Here is a 17828-nt window from a genome sequence, read left to right on the forward strand (position 1 = left end):
TCAGCCCGCCGTACGCGCGACGGCGTGCGCGGTGGTCACCGGGCGGGACAGGAACCCGGCGCCGTGCAGGATGTCGGCGGCCTCCTGCTGCTCCGCGAGGAACGCCCCGGTGACCGGTTCGACGCGCCAGGGCAGCGCGGTCAGGGCGGTCTCCCAGTCCTCGGCGGCGCCACCCAGCTCCTCGGCGGCGATCAGGGCCGCCTCACGGGGGTGCTCGGCGGCCCAGTCGTCGGCCTGCTGGAGGGCGGTGACCAGGGCGGCGACGACCTCGGGGCGCTGCTCGGCGAAGTCGCGGCGGGCGAAGAACACGGAGCGGTCGGTGATCACGTCGCCGGAGCGCCGCAGGACCCTGGCCCGGCCGCTGCGCAGCGCGGCGGCGAGGTCGGCGCCCTGGGTGATCCAGCCGGTGATCGCGCCGTCCGCGAGGAGCCGTGCACTGTCCTCTCCGGCGGCTGCGGGGGTGACGTCCGTGCCGTAGGAGAGTCCGACGGAGTGGAGCGCCTTGGCGAGCAGATGCGTCTGCCAGGAGCCGATGCCGAGGTGGACGGTGCCGCCCTTCAGGTCCGCGACGTCGTGGACCGGCCCGTCGGCGGCGACGAGGAGGGCGCCGTGCTCGGGGCGGGGCGCGGAGACGGCGGTGTAGACGATGTCGTGGCCGTCGGCCTGGGCGCTGATCGGCGGGGTGGAGCCGGTGCCGCCGAAGTCGAAGGTCCCCGCGCTCAACAGGGCGCCGGTGGTGACCCCGTTGGTGTAGTGGTGGAAGACGACGGTCTCGCCCAGGGGCGCGAGGGCCAGCGCGGCGTGGTCGAGCCGGGAGAGGTAGGTCAGGGTCGGGTTGTTGGCGTGGACGCCGATGGTGACGGTCATGACAGGGTCGCTCCAGTGGGTGCGGGTGCTTCGGGTCGGGGCTGGGGTTCGGGGGACGGCGCGTCCTGGTGCACTCCGAGGTCGCCGAGGAGTCGGCGGCGCAGTGCCGCGAACGCGGGGTGCGCGGGGTCCCGGGGGTGGTCGATGCCGACCGGCGCATCGGTGACGAGGTGCCCGTCGCGCAGCACCGCGACCCGGTCCGCGAGCCGGACCGCCTCGTCGACGTCATGGGTGACCAGCAGCACGGCCGGCCGGTGCCGGCGGCACAGCTCGCCCACGAGGTCCTGCATCCGCAGCCGGGTCAGCGCGTCGAGCGCGGCGAACGGCTCGTCCAGCAACAGGAGTTCCGGTTGGCGCACCAGGGCGCGGGCGAGGGCGACGCGCTGGGCCTCGCCGCCGGAGAGGGTGCCGGGCCAGGCGTCGGCGTGGGAGGCGAGCCCGACCTCGCGCAGGGCCCGTAGCCCGGTCTCCCGGGTGGCGGCGCCCCGCGGCATGGCCACGACGGTGTTGGCGAGCACCTTCTTGGACGGGATCAGCCGGGGTTCCTGGAAGACGATGGTGCGCGCCTCGGGCACCAGGACCTGTCCGCCGTCGGAGCGGTCGAGGGCGCCGAGGATGCGCAGCAGGGTGGTCTTGCCGCTGCCACTGGCACCGAGCAGGGCGACGAACTCCCCGCGGGCGATGCTCAGATCGAGTCCGTCGAGCACGGCCCGCTCGCCGAACACCCGGCGCAGCCCGCGGACCTGGACGGCGGTGTCGGTCATCGGACCGCCCCCAGCGTGCGCCACGGCATCAGGAACCGCTCCAGCAGCCGGACGATGCCGTCGGCGGTGAGCCCGAGCACGGCGTACACGAGGATGCACACCGCGAGGACGTCGGTACGGGCGTACGCCTGGGCCTGGGCCATCAGATACCCGATGCCCGCGGTGGCGTTGATCTCCTCGGCGGCGACCAGCGCGATCACGCTGAGGGTCATGGACAGCCGCAGTCCGGACAGCAGCGACGGCAGCGCGCCGGGGAGCACGACCTCGCGGACGAGGGCCAGCCGGCCCATCCCGAAGGACCGCATCGCCTCCAGCAGTTTGCGGTCGACGCCCCGTACCCCGCCGGCGGTGCTGACGTACATGGGGAACGTCGTCGCGAAGGCGATCAGCAGGATCTTCGCCGTCTCGGTGATCCCGAACCAGACCATGAACAGCGGGACCAGGGCGAGGAACGGGATCGTGCGCATGGCCTGGAGGGAGGAGTCGAGCAGTTCGTCGCCGGGTCGGCTGAATCCGGTGATGACTCCGAGGACGACGCCGGCGACCAGTCCCAGGAGCAGCCCGGTGCCGGAGCGGGTCAGCGAGGCGGCGAGCGCGTCGGGCAGTTCGCCGTTGCCCCACAGTTCGCCCACCGCGCGCACCACGTCGGGCGGCCCGGCGAGCACGTCGGGGGTGAGCAGTCCGGTGGCGGACGCGGTCCACCAGGTGCCGATCAGCAGCAGCGGGCCGAGGGCGCGCACGGTGAGGGAGACGGCCCGCGGTCGCTCGCGGGGCAGTTGGGGCCGCGGGGCGACCAGCTTGCCGGGGGGCGGGGTCGTGGTGCTCATCCCAGGGCCTCGACGTCGAGGACGTGGGGCTTGATGTCGACCGGCTTCCTGAGCACCTTCTGGTCCAGGTAGAAACGGGCCACGGACTCGAAGCGCTCGATGTCCTCGGCCCCGATCGGCTCGACGGTCCCGCCCTCGCGCAGGATGCGGAGTTGCAGTTCCTTGGCCGTGCCGGTCACGGCGGTCGGGCCGCGGTCGGTGAAGACGTTGACGTACTTCTCCGGGTCGGCCTTCTGGGCGGCGCTGCCGGTGCGGAGGTACGCGTACAGGGCCTTCACCACCTCGGGATGCTGCTCGGCGAAGCCGGTGCGCACGGCGTGGAAGCTGTAGTTGTCCGAGCCGACGGCTGCCCCGTCGGCGACGAAACGGGAGTCGCCGCTGCCGAGTTCCGCGACGGAGTAGGCGGCCCAGGACGCCCAGGCGTCCACCTGGCCCGTCTTGTAGACGGAGGCGGTCTGGTCGGGGCGCAGATAGACGCGTTCGACGTCCTTCGCCGGGACACCGTGCCGGGCCAACGCCTTGAGGAGCAGGTATTCGCCGGTGCCGCCCTGGTTGACGGCGACCTTCCGTCCGGCGAGGTCCTTGACGGTCTTGATCCCGGAGTCCTTGCGGACGAGGATGCCCTCGCCGGAGCCGTCCGGGGTGGTGGCGCTGAAGAGCTTGAACCCGGGTTTCTGGGTGAGGGCGGTGACTCCGGAGGTGATGGAGCCGGTGGCCACGTCGAGTTGTCCGGCGTTGAGGGCCTGCGCGGCGGGGGCGAACGGCCCGCTGCTGCCGGTCCACTCGACTCTGGCCCCGACCTTCGCGAGTGCCTTGCCGAGACTGCCGTTCTTCTTCCCGAGGGCGAGGACGCCCGAGTTCTTCGGGTCGGGGATGCGGACGACGACGGTGTCCCCGTCGCCCGCCGAGTCGCCCTCGGCGGTACCGCAGGCGGCGAGCGGGAACAGGGCGGCGGTGGTGGCGAGGGCGGCGGCGGTGCGCACTGCCCGACGGTTCAGGGGGTTCACTGGTGGTCCTCTGCGGTGGTGGTGGTTCGGTCGGTGCGGGTGGCTGCCCGGCGGAGCGGTTCGGGGGCCGCCCAGTCCCGTACGTCGACGGGGGCGGCGAGGAATCCCCGGGCCCGCAGGGCGTGTTCCTGCTGGGCGAGCAGGTCGAGACGTTCCTCGGACAGGTCGATGCGCAGGTCGTCGTGGCCCCGGGCGCGGTAGGCGCCGGCCACACCGGTGGCGCCGGCGCCGGTCTCCCGACTCAGCACCCGGGAGAGTTCGTCGGGGTGGTCAGCGGCCCAGCCGGCGGCTCGGACCAGGACGGCGAGGAACCGGTCGACCAGCTCGGGGTGGTCCTCCAGCAGGCTCTCCCGGACGGTGATCGGGCGCGGGGTGCCGTTGTTGACCCGGGTGCGCCGGTCGGGGTGGTCGTCGAGTTCGACGGCGATCCGTGCGCCGTACCGTGCGGCGGCCTCGACGGCGGTGGCCCCCTTGGCGTACACCGCATCGACGGTTCCGGCGCGCAGGGCGGCCAGTTCGGTGGCCCACTGGTCGGCCCCGGCGTCCACCGGAACGTCGACCGGGACGGCGTCGTCGAGGGTGAGCCCCGCACCGGACAGCGCGCCCTCGAAGCCGCGCAGGGCCATCGCCCGCCAGAAGTCGATCGGCAGCGGATGCCGGGGGACGGCGAGCCGCCTGCCCTTCAGGTCCCCGGCCTCGTGCACCGGGGAGTCGGCCGCGACCAGGACGACTTGGCGTTCCTCGATCCAGGTGAGGCCGATGAGTCGGGTGGGTTCGCCGTGCGACCGGGTCCACAGGGCGGGGACGTTGCCGCCCTCGCGGAACAGGCCCTCCAACGCGTGGGTGTAGTGGTGGTCCCGGGCGGTGGCGGCGGACACGGCCTGGAGGGAGGAGACGGTGATCCCGTCGGGGGAGAACTCCTCGTCCAACCAGCCGAGATCGGCGGCGATCCCGGTGGCGGTGGGCACCGGGCAGCGGGTGAACCACAGGGTGGTGGGCGGCGTGGAGTGCGTCATGGGCCCTTCTCGGCCGGAGGAACGGAACGGGGGTGAACACCCCCGGGATCGCTGGACGGATCGCAGGCGGGGTCGACGGACGTGCACGGGGGAGCCGGGGCGTCCGGAGGGTTTGCGGGGGCCGGCGGGGCGCGCGGCTGGGGGCGCGGGTCCGCCGACTGGCATCCGGTCCGGTGCGCGCGCCGGACCGGCGAACGTCACGGGACGAACGTCACGCGGCGGGCGTCACGGGGCGGACGAGCGGGGCGGGTACGGCACGGGGCCGTCGTCCGGGGTCAGCGACAGCCGGAACTGGCGACCCGGACCAGGTCGATGTGGCGACGGCTGCTGAGCGCAGGCGTGACCGAGGGCGCCAGCGCGACGAAGGTCCGGCGGACGGTCATGGCGGCACTCCTCTCGACGAGCGACGGGGTCGGTGCGCAGACTCTGCCACGGGCTTTGCCACAGAGACAAGCCGCTTCCCACGATGTGGGACATTCGGTCTCGTTGGCGCCTCCCGTGAACGCGTCGCCGGCCCCGTGGGCACTACGACCGCCCGGGCAGGGCGAGTTGACCCGACGCGCAAGTCAGGGAAGGCTGCCACATCATGGGAAGCTCAATCGATGACGCCCCGACCGTCCCACGCTCCCCCCGGCGGCCCGGGGGCACCGTGCCACCGTCGGAACCCGTCCGCGGGCCCCGACGACCGGCCGCGACGAACCCGGCTGCCCCCACCGGATCGCAGGCCGTGAGCCGGGCCCTGGGCGTCCTGCACTGTTTCCGCGACAACGGCACCCCGCTGAGCGCTTCGGACCTCGCGCGCCGCACGTCCCTGTCGGTCTCGACGGCCCACCGACTGGCCCGGACCCTGGTGGCCGCCGGATTCCTAGAACAGGACGCCCACACCGCCCGCTACCGGCTGGGTCCCGCCGTCACCGAACTCGGCCAACTCTCCTACCACCAACGCGGACTGCACCTCACCGTCCCCGAACTCGCCGACCTCGCGGCGCGCACCGGGGCCACCGCCGACCTCGCCCTGCGGGACGGCGTCCACGCGCTGATCCTCGTCGGCGGTTCGGTGCGCCACGACACCGGCATCGGGTTGCGCCGACCGCTGCACTCCACCGCGCTCGGCAAGGTGCTGCTCGCCTGGCCGGGCGACGATCCCGACCCGGTCGGCGCGCTCCCCGGGCTGGCCGCCTTCACGGAACGCACCATCGTCGACCCGGACGCCCTGCGCACTGAACTCGCCCGGGTGCGCGAGCGGGGTCACGCCGTCAACGACGGCGAGTCGGCGCTCGGCATCCGTACGGTGGCCGTCCCGGTGTTCGACCACACCGAACGCGCACGCTTCGCCCTCGCGCTCCGGGCTACCCCGGCCGTGCTCACCGATGACCGGCTGCCCTGGTTCGCCGACCAGGCCCGGGCCTGCGCCGCGGCTCTGGAGGTCCTGCTGCTCCCACCGGTCGAACGCCGCCCCGCCGTCGGTCCGTAACCGCACGGACCGCGCCCGGCCGCTGAGCGCATCGACGGCGAGGACGCGGACATCCCGCTCGCGCGGGAGCACGGCGGCAGCCACCTGGCCGGGTCCTTGTCCGCCGGACCACCCCCGCTCGCGCGGGGAGCACCCTTTTTGACCTGGGGTTTCGGAGGGGCTTTGCCACTCGTTGACCATGGCGCCGGCCCACGGGAGTTCATGATGCCAGAGCTGGCCACGAAGGAGTGCTGACGGCGACCCGGACGGGTGGCCGGCCTCAGCGGCGCGTCGACCGCGGCGCGCTGGACCGCAAGGTGTGGGGTCGCCCGTTCCACGGCGGTGTGGAGGGGAGGGGAGCGAGTCCGACGAGCGCCGCGGCGAGTCGTGCGGTCGTGCGGTGCCACTGGCGGGCGTGGCGGATCATCGCGTGGCCGCCGTGGGGCATGGAGATGCCCATGGACCGGGCGCCGTCGTGCTGGGCGCGGGTGAGGTAGGACCAGGTGTCTGCCGCTGACGTGACGCGGTCGCGCTCGTCGTGGAGGGCGATGACGGTGCGCCCTTCGAGGTGGGCGGTGGGTTCGCCGGGTGGACACCAGGGCGCGAGGGCGACGACTCCGGCGATCTGGGGGTCCTCCGCAGCGCGGAGCGCGGCGCGGGCGCCCATCGAGTGCCCGACGAGGACGACGGGTACCGGCCCGGTCAGGGTGCGGAGTTCGGCGAGCGCACGGTGGGTGTCGGCCACGGGGTCGGCGCGGTCCCCGTTCCATCCGCGATGGCGGTAGCGGACCCGGGCGACGAGGACGTGGGCCTGTGCGGTGGCGTGTGCGATGGCGGTGGCGAAGGGCCGCATCCGCAGGGCGGGCGGGTCGAGGCGGGCGGGCGGCTTGAGGGAGTTTTCGCGGCCGCCGGGGAGGAGGAGGACCGCGGCCGTCGCCCCGTGCGGGGGACGGTGTCCGTGGACGGGGAGCAGGGCAGGACTCCGGCCGTCGGGCAGGGTGCCGTGGGCGTTCACGTGCCGTCTCCTCGCGGTCGGGGTGGCTGGGCGACGAAGCCGCTGGTGGGGGAAGCGTATGCGGCCCGGCCGGGGCGGTCGGCCAAGCGGGTTCGAGGAGTCGTCCGCCGTCGCCGACAGTGCGCAGCAGGGCATGGCGATGGGGGCAGGAGGGGGAGGCCAACGGTCTGTCAGGCGTGACACGTTCCATGCGATGCGCGTGCCATGATCGGGCGGATGAGCGCGATACGAGGGCGATCCGCCCCCCGGTGCCTGGCCGTCACCCTGCTGACCCTGGCGGCGCTGCCCGGCTGCGGGCTGTCGGCGGAGCTGGAGCGGGAGCGCCACCCGAGCGGACGCCCCACGGAGCCCGCGTTGGGGGTCGACTCACCGGCGCCGCCCAGCACCCTCGCGCCCCTGCCAGGGAGCCGCCCGTCCGGCCCCAGCGCCCTCGACGACATCACCGCCGATACCTCCGCAGCGCCGGACGGGGCACCGAGCGGCGCCTCCTGCGACGGCCCGGGCATCCGTCTGCGGGCCGAGCACACGGGCTCGGCCATGGGGCTGCGGGCCATGTCGGTGACCCTCACCAACTGCGACTCCGAGCCGTACGCGCTCGACGGTCACCCCCTCATCCGGCTGGTCGACGAGCACGGCGTGCAGCCCCCGGGCATCCGGGTCGTCGACGACCTGGACGTCGTGCCCATGGCGCCCTCGGCGGCGCCCGCCACCGCGTTCACGCTGGAGCGCGGCGAGAGCGCGGTGACCGACGTGATGTGGCGCGCCAACGCCGAGGACGTCCCCTCCTTGCGCATCCGGGCCGGGTCCGACGCGCCCGAGGTGGTGGTGACCCCCGACGACCCCCTGGACGTGGGCCCGCGCAATGTGGTCGGCACCTCCCCGTGGCGCCCCACCTGAGCCCGGATTCCGGTGCCCCGGCGCTCCCGCACCCTCCCCAGTGCCCCGCCGTGACCGGAAACCGTCGGTCGGCCGGGCACCCGGAGTTCACCGGACATCCACCCAGCGTGCGGAAACGGGGTACGGAATGTCAGCGGCGCGTGCTTCGATGGACACATGATCAACGAATTCCTCGCCCATGACCTCCCCCAGGTGGAAGCCGCGGTCCGCGAGGCCGCCGCGGTCGAGATCATGCCCCGCTTCCGCCGCCTCGCCCTCGACGAGATCGTGGAGAAGGCGGGCCCGCACGATCTGGTCACGGTCGCCGACCGACTCGCCGAGAAGCACCTGACGGCCGCGCTCACCGCCCTGCTCCCGGGCTCCGTGGTGGTCGGTGAGGAGGCCGTTTCGGAAGACCCCGCGACCTATGAGGCGCTCCAGGGCGACGCCCCGGTCTGGATAGTGGACCCGGTCGACGGCACCCAACAGTTCGTCCACGGCGACCCCGGCTTCTGCACCCTGGTGGCCCTGGCGCACCACGGCGAACTGCTCGCCTCGTGGACGTACGCGCCGGTCGCCGGGGAGTTGGCGGTCGCGGTCCGCGGCGGCGGCGCCCACCTCAACGGCGCCCGACTGACCGCCGGTTCCCCCGAGCCCGGTGCGGACCTCCGCATCGCCAAGTCCCACCCCGACTACACCACCCCAAAGGAGAAGCGGGCCCTGCTCGGGCTGAACACCCAGGGAGTGGCCTCGCGTGACTGCGGCTCCGCGGGACTGGAGTACCTCCGCATCGCCCGGGGCGCGCTGGACGCCGTCGCGTTCTCCTGGGAGAACGCATGGGACCACGCGGCGGGCCTCCTACTGGTCGCGGAGGCCGGCGGCGGCCACGCCACCTTGGACGGCACCCCGTTCCGACTGGCCGGCGGCAACACCCTGCCCTTCACGGCGGCCCGTGACGCCGCCACCGTCACCCGCGTCCTGGAGCTGCTGCGGGCGGGTGCCTGAGCGCCGTCCGGCCCGCACGGCCGGGCCTATCCTGGTCGTCCCTGGCCAACGGCTGACGAAGGAGTCCCCCAGATGCCGTCGATGCTCGACGTGGTCGTCGTGGGTGCGGGGCCGAACGGGTTGACCGCGGCCGTCGAACTGGCCCGGCGCGGCTCCTCCGTAGCCGTGTTCGAGGCCCGGGACACGGTGGGCGGCGGTGCCCGCACCGAGGAGTTGACGCTCCCCGGCTTCCGGCACGATCCCTGTTCGGCCGTGCACCCGCTGGGGCTCGCCTCCCCGGCCTTCGGGGCGATGCCCCTGGCGCGGTACGGGCTGGAGTGGCTGCACGCGCCGCTGCCCATGGCCCATCCCTTCCTCGACGGCACGGCGGCCGTGCTGTCCCGCTCCATCGCCGAGACCGCCGCCTCCTTCGGCCCCCGGGACGCCGGCGCCTACCGGCGTCTGGTCACCCCGTTCGCGGCCCGCTGGGACACCCTCCTCCGGGACTTCATGGCGCTGCCGTTGACCTCACTGCCCCGCGATCCGGTCACCCTGGCCCGATTCGGCCTCGTCGGACTGCCGCCCTCCACCTGGCTGATGCGGCGCTTCAAGGACGACCGGGCCAAGGCCCTGTTCGCCGGGCTCGTCGCCCATGTCATCGCCCCGCTGGAGGGCCTCGCCACCAGCGCCGTCGGCCTGGTCTTCGCGCTGGCCGCGCACACCGGCGGTTGGCCGGTCGCCCGGGGCGGCTCCCAGAGCATCTCCGACGCCCTCGCGGCGTATCTGAAGGACCTCGGCGGTCAGATCCACACCGACTTCGAGGTGAAGCGGCTGGACGACCTGCCGCCCGCCCGCGCCTACGTCTTCGACACCTCCCCGCTCGCCCTGGCCCGGATCGCCGGCCTCGGCCGTTACTACGACGGCTACCGGTACGGCGCCGCCGCCTTCAAGATCGATTACGCGCTGGACGGACCGGTGCCCTGGACCGCCGAGGCGCCGCGCCGCGCCGGGACCGTCCAGATCGGTGCGAGCAGCGCGGAGATCGGTGCCGCCCTGCGCGCCGCGTCCCGGGAGGGCCGCGCGCCCGAGGCGCCCTTCCTGATCACCGCACAGCCGTCCCTCGTGGACCCGAGCCGGGCGCCCGAGGGCAAACACGTCTTCTGGGCGTACGGGCACGTCCCCAGCGGCTGGGACGGTGACCTCACCGACGCCATCGAGCGCCAGTTGGAGCGGTTCGCCCCCGGGTTCCGCGACCGGATCCTCGCCCGCGCCACGGCGGGCCCGCCGCAACTCGCCGCCCGCAACGCCAACTACATCGGCGGGGACATCGCCTGTGGCGCGGCCGACGGACTGCAACTGCTGCTGCGTCCCCGGACCGGTCTGCGACCGTACCGCACCCCCCACCCCGCCGTGTTCCTCTGCTCGTCCGCGACCCCGCCCGGGCCGGGCGTGCACGGCATGTCCGGGCACAACGCCGCCAAGGCCGTCTGGCGGCGACTGAACGCGACCGGATGAGCCCGTGCCCGGCCCCGGCCGACCGTGCTGGCTGAAAGCTGCCGGGGCAGGTCACATTCCCCTTCCCCGGGCCCGCTGACCATGAGTGTTTTCTCATTTCAGTTTCCATTGACACGCATAGCTGCGGACTTCTAGCTTCCAGTCATCGAAAGCGCGGCCATGGTCGTGCTCGCCCCCCACCGGAGGTTGAAATGGAACAGCTCATCAAGAAGATGGCCCAGGACGACAACTGGCAGGCGTGGAACGCGCTCAACTCCGCGACGGCCGGTGACAAGACTGGTTGCATCAGCGCCACGCCGAAGAGCGGCTGCATCAGCGCGGCGCCCAAGACGGGCTGTATTTCCTGACGTTGGTCCCCTTCGGGCGCTGACGTGAAAACCGAGCACCCGGGCGGCAGCAGCCGGTCGTCGTCCGGGGTTTTTTCTGGCTTGCCGTCCATTCGACAGCCACATTCTGTTGCCCTGTTCCGCACCCCACGAAGGTGAACATGGACAGCCAGCCCGCCCCTGACGTGATCGACTGCATCAGGGACATTCCGATCTATCAGGAATCCTTTGCGCGCGGCCACTTCCCCGTCCTGGAGAAACCAGAAATAGCCCAGGGGTTCCCGGAGAACTGGATGACCCCCCGGCTGGCCACCGCACTGGACCGCGGCGAAGCCGAGTTCGTCCTGTCGACGGGCACCAACCACGCCCGCATGCAGCTCATCAGGCCGCCGTACTTCCTGCTCAAGAGCTACTACCGGCTGTGGAGCGACCACCCCGACCTCGCCAGGACCTGGCGCGAGGGGTGCCGGCGGGTGTCGCTGACGACCGTGCTCGCCACGGAACACGTGGCCCGGGTCAACGCCAGGAAGCGCGGCACGTCGCCCGACCCCGCGCCCGGCCTCGAGGACCGCCGCCTCGACGACCGTACGGTCTACCTGAACCAGCGGCTCGACCCCGACCTGTGGGAGCGCGCCGACGTCGAGCGCATGGTCGGCGAGATCCAGGACGAGCGCAGCACCCACCCCGAGGGCTGGTACCACCTGGACTGCTCCGGCTACCACCTCGCCCACCTGGTGCGCAAAGCCGTCCAGTGGGACGTGTGGGAGGCGTTCCCCCGACCGGAAACCGTGATCACGGCCTACGAGTACACGCCGCTGAACGTCCGGCGCTTCCTCGAAAGCCGCCTCGGACGCCCGGTGATCGACCTCTTCGGCAGCACCGAACTCGGCTACCTCTACTACAGCGACCAGGCCGGGCGGTACCACCCGTACCTCGACCGGATGAGCCTCGAACTCCTCCCGATCGCCCCCGGGAGCACCCTGTTCAGCCTCATCGTCACGAGCGTGCGCAATCCGTACATGCCGCTGGTCCGCTACCGCTCGGGCGACTGCGTGCGCACCCTCGACGGGACCCCGGACCCGGAGAAGGTCGTCCGCATCTGCGGCCGGGAGAAAGAGCTCCTGCATTCCCCGACCGGTCTGGTGGCCCAAGGCGACCTGGACGAGTGCGTGGCCGCTGCGTCATCCCGCGTCTTCCTCTACCAGCTGCGCACCAAGGGCCCGGAAGACGTACAACTCCTCTTCACCACGTTCGACGACACCCCCCTCGAACCGTCCGAAACGTCGGCGCTGGAAAAACTCGTCGGAGACCTGACCGGAATGCGCTGCAACGCCGTGCACCGCAATCACATTCCGGTGGGACCCTCGGGAAAGTACGCCTGGCTGGTGACGGAACCCCTCACCCGTACTGGAGAACGATGAAGACGCGGCGGCGCATCACGGAATCAGATCTCATAAGTCTGCTCGGCGAGCCCCTGCACGAAGAAGTCGTCACCTATTTCGTGAAGGACACGGGAGCGACCCGACAGGACGTCGAACGGCAGGTCGCCGAATGCCTGCGGTACCTGTTCCTCGTTTCCCGTTACCGCTCGGAACTCGCAGGTCTCTTCCTGCCCGTGGAGCAGCACATCGACGAGATATGGCACTACCTCATCCTCCAGACCCGGGAGTACCGGGCGTTGTGTGAGGAGCGGCTGCCGGGCCGGGTCTTCATCGACCACCGCAGCATCGGCTACGAGGAGTACGCCGAGCAACCCGGGCGCGAGCGGACCATCGAGGAAGCGCTCCGCTGGATCCCGCTGTACTGCGAGGAGTTCGGCCCCTTCGAGGAGGAGGCCGTCGCGCACTGGACCATCGTCCGCTTCCTCCGCGACCGCATGGACCTGTCCCTGACCGACATCGCCGCGTTGCGCTCGGCGCACGCCGCGTAGCCGATCAGGACCGGGGCGCGTCCACCGCCCTCCCGCACCCGACGAGGAGCGAGCCAGTGGCGTCCCCCACCGCATCGAACGTCACCACCGACCACGACGAGCACCCCGCGCAACGGCGGGTCCTCGCGGTCCTGGTGACCACCCAGATCCTGAACGGCGCGGCCCTCGCGGCCGGAATCACCGTCGGCGCTCTGCTCGCCGAGGAGATGCTCGGCTCCACCGGCCTCGCCGGGGTGCCGAGCGCGCTGTTCACCATAGGCGCGGCAGTGGGGGCCGCGGGGATCGGCCGGGCCTGTCAGCGCTGGGGCAGACGGCCCGGCCTCACCCTCGGCTACGGCATAGGCGCCCTCGGGAGCCTCGTCGTGGTCGCCGCCACCGCCTGGGACAGCGTGCCGCTGCTCTTCCTGGGACTGCTCGTGTACGGAGCCGGCACCGCTTCGGTCATGCTCGCCCGGTACGCGGGCGCCGACCTCGCCGCGCCGGCCCGGCGCGGCCGTGCGGTCAGCACCGTACTGTTCGCCACCGCCGCCGGGGCGATCGCCGGCCCGGGACTCGTCGGAGCGACGGGAGACCTCGCCCGCTCCTGGGACCTGCCACGTCTGTCCGGGCCCTTCCTGCTGGCGTTCGTCGCCTTCCTGGCCGCCGCGCTGGTGCTCGGGGCCCTGCTGCGCCCCGATCCGCTGCTCCTGGCCCGCGCGACGGCCGGCGGCCCGGCCCCGGACGCGACCACCGGACCCCGTGGTGGCCGAACGACGCTCCGGGGGCTCCCGCCCGAGGACCTGCGGCGCATGGTGGCCGGAGCGGCGGTGATGGTGCTCAGCCAGGTCGTGATGATCGCGATCATGACGATGACGCCGGTACACATGACCGACCACGGCCACGCCACGGGCACCGCGGGGCTCGTCATCGGACTGCACATGGGGGCGATGTACCTCTCCTCACCGCTCTCCGGGTACCTGGTCGACCGGACCGGACGGACCCCCACCGCCGCCCTCGGGGCCGTGGTGCTGTGCGGGGCCGCACTCCTCGCCTCCGCCGCCCCGCCCGGTTCGGCGCCCGCTCTGGCGCTCGCCCTGGTCCTGCTCGGCATCGGCTGGAACCTCGGCTTCGTCAGCGGGACGACGATGGTCACCGACGCCGCTCCGCCCGACCGTCGGGCCGCCTACCAGGGCTTCATGGACGTCGGTGTGCTGATCGCCGGTGCCTCCGGCGGACTGGCCTCCGGAGTGCTGGTCGCCGCCGGCGGCTTCGGGCTGCTCACCGGGGCCGGAGCGGTGCTGGCGCTGCTGTTCACCCTGTACCTCGTGGCCCGCGGCGGTCTGCCCGGCAGCCGCGTGCGCGGCGACGGATAGGCCCGTCCCGGGGCGGACGCCCCGCGCAACGTCCATGTCGAATTCTCGCTAGCCGCCGTGGGTGCGCCTCCCGGATGCTGGAGGCATGCACAGCGCGATGCACGCCGACACCGAGCGGTGCGTGAGAGCGGTCCAGTCCAAGGACGGCCGTTTCGACGGCTGGTTCTACACGGCCGTGCTCACCACCCGGATCTACTGCCGCCCGAGCTGCCCCGTGGTACCGCCCAAGCCGGAGAACATGGTGTTCTACCCGAGTGCGGCGGCCTGCCAGCAGGAGGGCTTCCGGGCGTGCAAGCGGTGCCGTCCCGACACCAGCCCCGGATCACCCGAGTGGAACCAGCGGGCGGACCTCGTCGCGCGGGCCATGCGGCTGATCGCCGACGGCCTGGTGGACCGCGAGGGCGTACCGGGACTCGCCGCGCACCTCGGCTACAGCACCCGCCAGGTCGAGCGCCAGCTCCTGGCCGAACTGGGCGCGGGGCCCCTCGCCCTCGCCCGGGCGCAGCGGGCCCAGACCGCACGGCTACTGATCGAGACGACCACGCTGCCGATGGCCGAGATCGCCTTCGCCGCGGGGTTCGCCTCCATCCGCACCTTCAACGACACCGTCCGCGAGGTCTTCGCGCTGGCGCCGAGCGAACTGCGCGCCAAGGCGGCCCGACGCCGCGGCCCGGCCGTCGCCGGGGCGCCCGGCACGCTGTCCCTGCGGTTGCCGTTCCGAGCCCCCCTCACCCCCGACAACCTCTTCGGCCACCTGGCGGCGACGGCGGTGCCCGGGGTGGAGGAGTGGCACGAGGGCGCCTACCGCCGCACCCTGCGACTGCCCCACGGGCACGGTACGGTCGCCCTCACCCCGAACCCGGACCACATCGGCTGCCGACTGACCCTCACCGATCCGCGGGACCTCACCGTCGCGATCAGCCGCTGCCGCCGACTGCTGGACCTCGACGCCGACCCGGTCGCCGTGGACGCCCAACTCCACGCCGATCCGCTGCTCGCGCCCCTGATCGACCGGGCCCCCGGCCGTAGGGTGCCGCGGACCGTCGACGAGGCCGAGTTCGCCGTCCGGGCGGTCCTCGGCCAGCAGGTCTCGACGGCGGCCGCGCGCACCCACGCGGCCCGGTTGGTCCTTGCGCACGGCGAGCCGATCGAGGACCCCGCGGGCGGCCTCACCCACCTCTTCCCCACCCCCGAGGCGCTGGCCGCGCTGGACCCCGAGGCGCTGGCCCTGCCGCGCAGCCGGCGGGCGACCCTGACGACGCTCGTCGCGCGGCTGGCCGAGGGTTCGCTGCGGCTGGGCGCCGAGTCCGACTGGGCGAAGGCCCGCACCCAGCTCGGCGCACTGCCCGGCTTCGGGCCGTGGACCGTCGAGGTCATCGCCATGCGCGCGCTGGGCGACCCGGACGCCTTCCTCGCCACCGACCTGGGGGTGCGCCGGGCCGCCGAAGGGCTTGGCCTGCCGTCCACCCCCGCCGCCCTCACCTCCCGCGCCGCCGCCTGGCGTCCCTGGCGCGCGTACGCGGTGCAGTACCTCTGGGCGACCGACGACCACCCGATCAACGTCCTCCCCGGGTGACGACCCCTCCCGTACCGCCGCACCCGCCACGACCAGGAGCACCGGCCATGAGCGCCACCAAGCACCACAGCCACATCGACAGCCCGTACGGCACGCTGACCCTGGTCGCCACCGAAGGCGTCCTCAGCGGGGTGTACATGACCGACCAGCGGCACCGCCCACCCCAGGAGTCCTTCGGCGACCGCGACCCCGGACCCTTCGCCGAGGCGACCCGCCAACTCGACGCGTACTTCTCGGCCGACCTGACCGAGTTCGACCTGCCCCTACGACTCGACGGCACGCCCTTCCAACGGTCCGTCTGGGAAGAACTCCTCACGATCCCGTACGGCGAGACCCGCACCTACGGGGAGTTGGCCGAGGCGCTAGGCAATCCGTCGGCGTCGCGCGCCGTGGGCCTCGCCAACGGCAAGAATCCGATCAGCGTGATCGTCCCCTGCCACCGGGTCATCGGGGCGAACGGCAACCTCACCGGTTACGGCGGCGGTCTGCCCCGCAAGCAGCGCCTGCTCGACTTCGAACGGGGTACGGGCACGGCCGCCCTGTTCTGACGGAGCGACCCGCGGGGCCTCAGGCGTCCGGACCGGGCTCGTCCGGCCCCGGCTCCCGGCGGGCCAGCCGCCGCAACCGCCGGTGCCGTTCGGGCCCCGCCTCGGAGATCGCCTCCCCGACCATCGCCCGCACCGCGTCCCGCAAGCCGTGCAACCGCTGCTGTCGGGGGAACCCGGCCCCCGGGTCCGTCCGCAGTTCCGTCACCAGGGCCCAGCACAGCACCAGCATCACCACCACGAACGGCACCGCCACCAGGATGGTCGCGGTCTGGAGCGATTCGAGTCCGCCGGCGACGAGCAGCACCGCCGCCACCGCCGCCATCAGCACCCCCCACGTCACGACCAGCCAGGTCCGCGGGTGCAGCGTTCCCCGGCTGGTCAGCGACCCCATCACCAGCGAGGCGGAATCCGCGCTGGTGACGAAGTACGTCATGACCAGCAGCATCGCCACCCAGGCGGTGATCGAACCGAGCGGCAGCGCTTCGAGCATCGCGAACAGCGACGCCTCGGCGCCCTCCTCGACCTTCGCCGCCATGTCGACCCGGCCGGTCTCGTCCAGCCGGATGCCCGTCCCGCCCATGACGCAGAACCAGATGACGGTGGCCCCGCTGGGCACCAGCAGCACCCCCACCAGGAACTCACGGATCGTGCGGCCGTGCGAGATCCGTGCGATGAACGTCCCCACGAAGGGCGCCCAGGACAGCCACCACGCCCAGTAGAAGATGGTCCAGGCACCCAGCCACTCGCTGTCCGTGAAGGCACCGGTGCGGGTCGCCAGGGGCAGCAGTTCGTGCAGGTAACCGCCGAGGCTCGCGGGGATGGCGTCCAGGATGTAGACCGTCGGGCCGAACAGGAAGACGAAGACCATCAGACAGGCGGCGAGCACGATGTTGAGGGTGCTCAGCCACTTCACTCCCTTGTGGAGCCCCGAGAACGCCGAGATCACGAACGCCGCCGACAGCACCACCACGATGAGCAGTTGCAGGGTCGTCGAGTCCTTGATCCCCGCGGTCAGCCCGAGGCCCGTCGCGACCTGGAGCGTGCCGACGCCGAGGCTCGTCGCCGTGCCGAACACCGTCGCGAACACCGCGAGCAGGTCGATCACCCGCCCCGGCCAGCCGTCCGCCCGGCGCTCCCCGAGCAACGGCACGAAGACCGAACTGAGGCGGTTGCCGCGGCCCTTGCGGAAGCCCGCGTAGGCGAGGGCGAGGCCGGCGATCCCGTAGATCGCCCAGGGCGTCAGCGTCCAGTGGAAGAACGAGTACTCCAGCGCGACCTGGGCGGCGGCCCCCGTCCGCGGCTCCACCCCGCTGGCCGGCGGCGGGTTCAGGTAGTGGGTGAGCGGTTCCCCCACGCCGTAGAACATCAGCCCGATGCCCATGCCCGCGCTGAACATCATCGCGATCCACGCCAGGCTGGTGAACTCGGGTTCGCTGTCGTCGGCCCCCAGTTTGACGCGCCCGAACCGGGAGAGGGCGAGCACCACGCACAGCACGAGGAAGACGTCCGCGGCGATCACGAACAGCCAGGCGAAGTTGGCGAGGACCCAGTCCAGCGCGGTGCTCGAAACGGTGTCGAAGGACTTCTTGCCGATCGCGGCCCAGCTGACCACGCCGAGGACGACGAGGACTCCTACGCCGACCACTACCGCGTCGGGTGCGGTGTTCTCGTCGTCCTGTGGGGCGGTGGCCTCTGTCTCTACGCTCATCGTGCCCCACTATGGGGGGAATCATCCCCGTCCCAGGTGAGCCGCGCCGCGCAGTCCCCCGCGC

18 protein-coding genes are annotated in these 17828 nt (G+C 72.7%); 10 read left to right on the plus strand and 8 right to left on the minus strand.

What is annotated here, in order from left to right:
- The 6 genes from ACFV88_RS15665 to ACFV88_RS15690 form a co-directional block, all read right to left on the minus strand.
- Positions 1 to 867: an ABC transporter substrate-binding protein gene (locus ACFV88_RS15665; RefSeq protein WP_385490924.1), complete on the minus strand. Its 867-nt coding sequence runs from the start codon at positions 865 to 867 to the stop codon at positions 1 to 3.
- Positions 864 to 1631, minus strand: coding sequence for an ABC transporter ATP-binding protein (locus tag ACFV88_RS15670; protein ID WP_385490926.1), 768 nt, complete (start codon positions 1629 to 1631; stop codon positions 864 to 866). Before ACFV88_RS15670 ends, ACFV88_RS15665 begins: the two co-directional genes overlap by 4 nt.
- Complete coding sequence (locus tag ACFV88_RS15675; RefSeq protein WP_385490929.1) at positions 1628 to 2458, minus strand: ABC transporter permease; 831 nt, start codon at positions 2456 to 2458, stop codon at positions 1628 to 1630. Before ACFV88_RS15675 ends, ACFV88_RS15670 begins: the two co-directional genes overlap by 4 nt.
- Positions 2455 to 3465: an ABC transporter substrate-binding protein gene (locus ACFV88_RS15680; protein ID WP_385490932.1), complete on the minus strand. Its 1011-nt coding sequence runs from the start codon at positions 3463 to 3465 to the stop codon at positions 2455 to 2457. The genes ACFV88_RS15675 and ACFV88_RS15680 overlap by 4 nt, the downstream gene beginning before the upstream one ends.
- Positions 3462 to 4481 carry an ABC transporter substrate-binding protein gene (locus ACFV88_RS15685; RefSeq protein WP_385490935.1) on the minus strand — a complete coding sequence of 340 codons (1020 nt, stop codon included), beginning with the start codon at positions 4479 to 4481 and terminating at the stop codon, positions 3462 to 3464. Before ACFV88_RS15685 ends, ACFV88_RS15680 begins: the two co-directional genes overlap by 4 nt.
- A 275-nt stretch (positions 4482 to 4756) precedes the next feature.
- Positions 4757 to 4864 carry a putative leader peptide gene (locus ACFV88_RS15690; RefSeq protein ID WP_385490938.1) on the minus strand — a complete coding sequence of 36 codons (108 nt, stop codon included), beginning with the start codon at positions 4862 to 4864 and terminating at the stop codon, positions 4757 to 4759.
- 344 nt (positions 4865 to 5208) lie between these two features.
- Between ACFV88_RS15690 and ACFV88_RS15695 the strand changes: the two genes are divergently transcribed.
- Complete coding sequence (locus ACFV88_RS15695; RefSeq protein ID WP_385490941.1) at positions 5209 to 5955, plus strand: IclR family transcriptional regulator; 747 nt, start codon at positions 5209 to 5211, stop codon at positions 5953 to 5955.
- 259 nt (positions 5956 to 6214) lie between these two features.
- On the opposite strand, the gene ACFV88_RS15700 is transcribed toward ACFV88_RS15695, so the two are convergent.
- On the minus strand, positions 6215 to 6949 hold the full coding sequence (locus tag ACFV88_RS15700; protein WP_385490944.1) for an alpha/beta fold hydrolase: 735 nt from the start codon (positions 6947 to 6949) through the stop codon (positions 6215 to 6217).
- Positions 6950 to 7165: 216 nt separating this feature from the next.
- Between ACFV88_RS15700 and ACFV88_RS15705 the strand changes: the two genes are divergently transcribed.
- The 9 genes from ACFV88_RS15705 (at position 7166) to ACFV88_RS15745 (ending at position 16056) form a co-directional block, all read left to right on the plus strand.
- Positions 7166 to 7846 carry a DUF4232 domain-containing protein gene (locus ACFV88_RS15705; RefSeq protein WP_385490947.1) on the plus strand — a complete coding sequence of 227 codons (681 nt, stop codon included), beginning with the start codon at positions 7166 to 7168 and terminating at the stop codon, positions 7844 to 7846.
- Between the two features lie 156 nt (positions 7847 to 8002).
- Entirely contained in the window at positions 8003 to 8830 is an 828-nt protein-coding gene (locus ACFV88_RS15710) for an inositol monophosphatase family protein (RefSeq protein WP_385490950.1), read from the plus strand.
- A 72-nt stretch (positions 8831 to 8902) separates the two neighbouring features.
- Complete coding sequence (locus ACFV88_RS15715; RefSeq protein ID WP_385490952.1) at positions 8903 to 10324, plus strand: phytoene desaturase family protein; 1422 nt, start codon at positions 8903 to 8905, stop codon at positions 10322 to 10324.
- A 191-nt stretch (positions 10325 to 10515) separates the two neighbouring features.
- The gene (locus ACFV88_RS15720) at positions 10516 to 10671 is read left to right on the plus strand and encodes a hypothetical protein (RefSeq protein WP_385490954.1); all 156 of its coding nucleotides are present in this window, start codon (positions 10516 to 10518) and stop codon (positions 10669 to 10671) included.
- Positions 10672 to 10811: 140 nt separating this feature from the next.
- Positions 10812 to 12071 (plus strand): hypothetical protein, encoded by a 1260-nt coding sequence (locus ACFV88_RS15725; RefSeq protein WP_385490956.1) that lies wholly within the window; start codon positions 10812 to 10814, stop codon positions 12069 to 12071.
- Positions 12068 to 12580: a hypothetical protein gene (locus ACFV88_RS15730; RefSeq protein WP_385490958.1), complete on the plus strand. Its 513-nt coding sequence runs from the start codon at positions 12068 to 12070 to the stop codon at positions 12578 to 12580. The genes ACFV88_RS15725 and ACFV88_RS15730 overlap by 4 nt, the downstream gene beginning before the upstream one ends.
- 56 nt (positions 12581 to 12636) lie before the next feature.
- Positions 12637 to 13932, plus strand: coding sequence for an MFS transporter (locus tag ACFV88_RS15735; RefSeq protein ID WP_385490960.1), 1296 nt, complete (start codon positions 12637 to 12639; stop codon positions 13930 to 13932).
- 97 nt (positions 13933 to 14029) lie between these two features.
- Positions 14030 to 15508 carry an AlkA N-terminal domain-containing protein gene (locus ACFV88_RS15740; protein ID WP_385491224.1) on the plus strand — a complete coding sequence of 493 codons (1479 nt, stop codon included), beginning with the start codon at positions 14030 to 14032 and terminating at the stop codon, positions 15506 to 15508.
- A 47-nt stretch (positions 15509 to 15555) separates the two neighbouring features.
- Positions 15556 to 16056 (plus strand): methylated-DNA--[protein]-cysteine S-methyltransferase, encoded by a 501-nt coding sequence (locus ACFV88_RS15745; protein ID WP_385490962.1) that lies wholly within the window; start codon positions 15556 to 15558, stop codon positions 16054 to 16056.
- A 19-nt stretch (positions 16057 to 16075) separates the two neighbouring features.
- On the opposite strand, the gene ACFV88_RS15750 is transcribed toward ACFV88_RS15745, so the two are convergent.
- A complete protein-coding gene (locus ACFV88_RS15750) occupies positions 16076 to 17764 on the minus strand; it encodes a BCCT family transporter (RefSeq protein ID WP_385490964.1) in 1689 nt (562 codons plus the stop codon).
- Positions 17765 to 17828: the final 64 nt, after the last annotated feature.

Origin of the sequence: Streptomyces sp. NPDC059816, assembly GCF_042732055.1 — a bacterium.
In the GTDB taxonomy this organism is placed as follows: domain Bacteria; phylum Actinomycetota; class Actinomycetes; order Streptomycetales; family Streptomycetaceae; genus Streptomyces.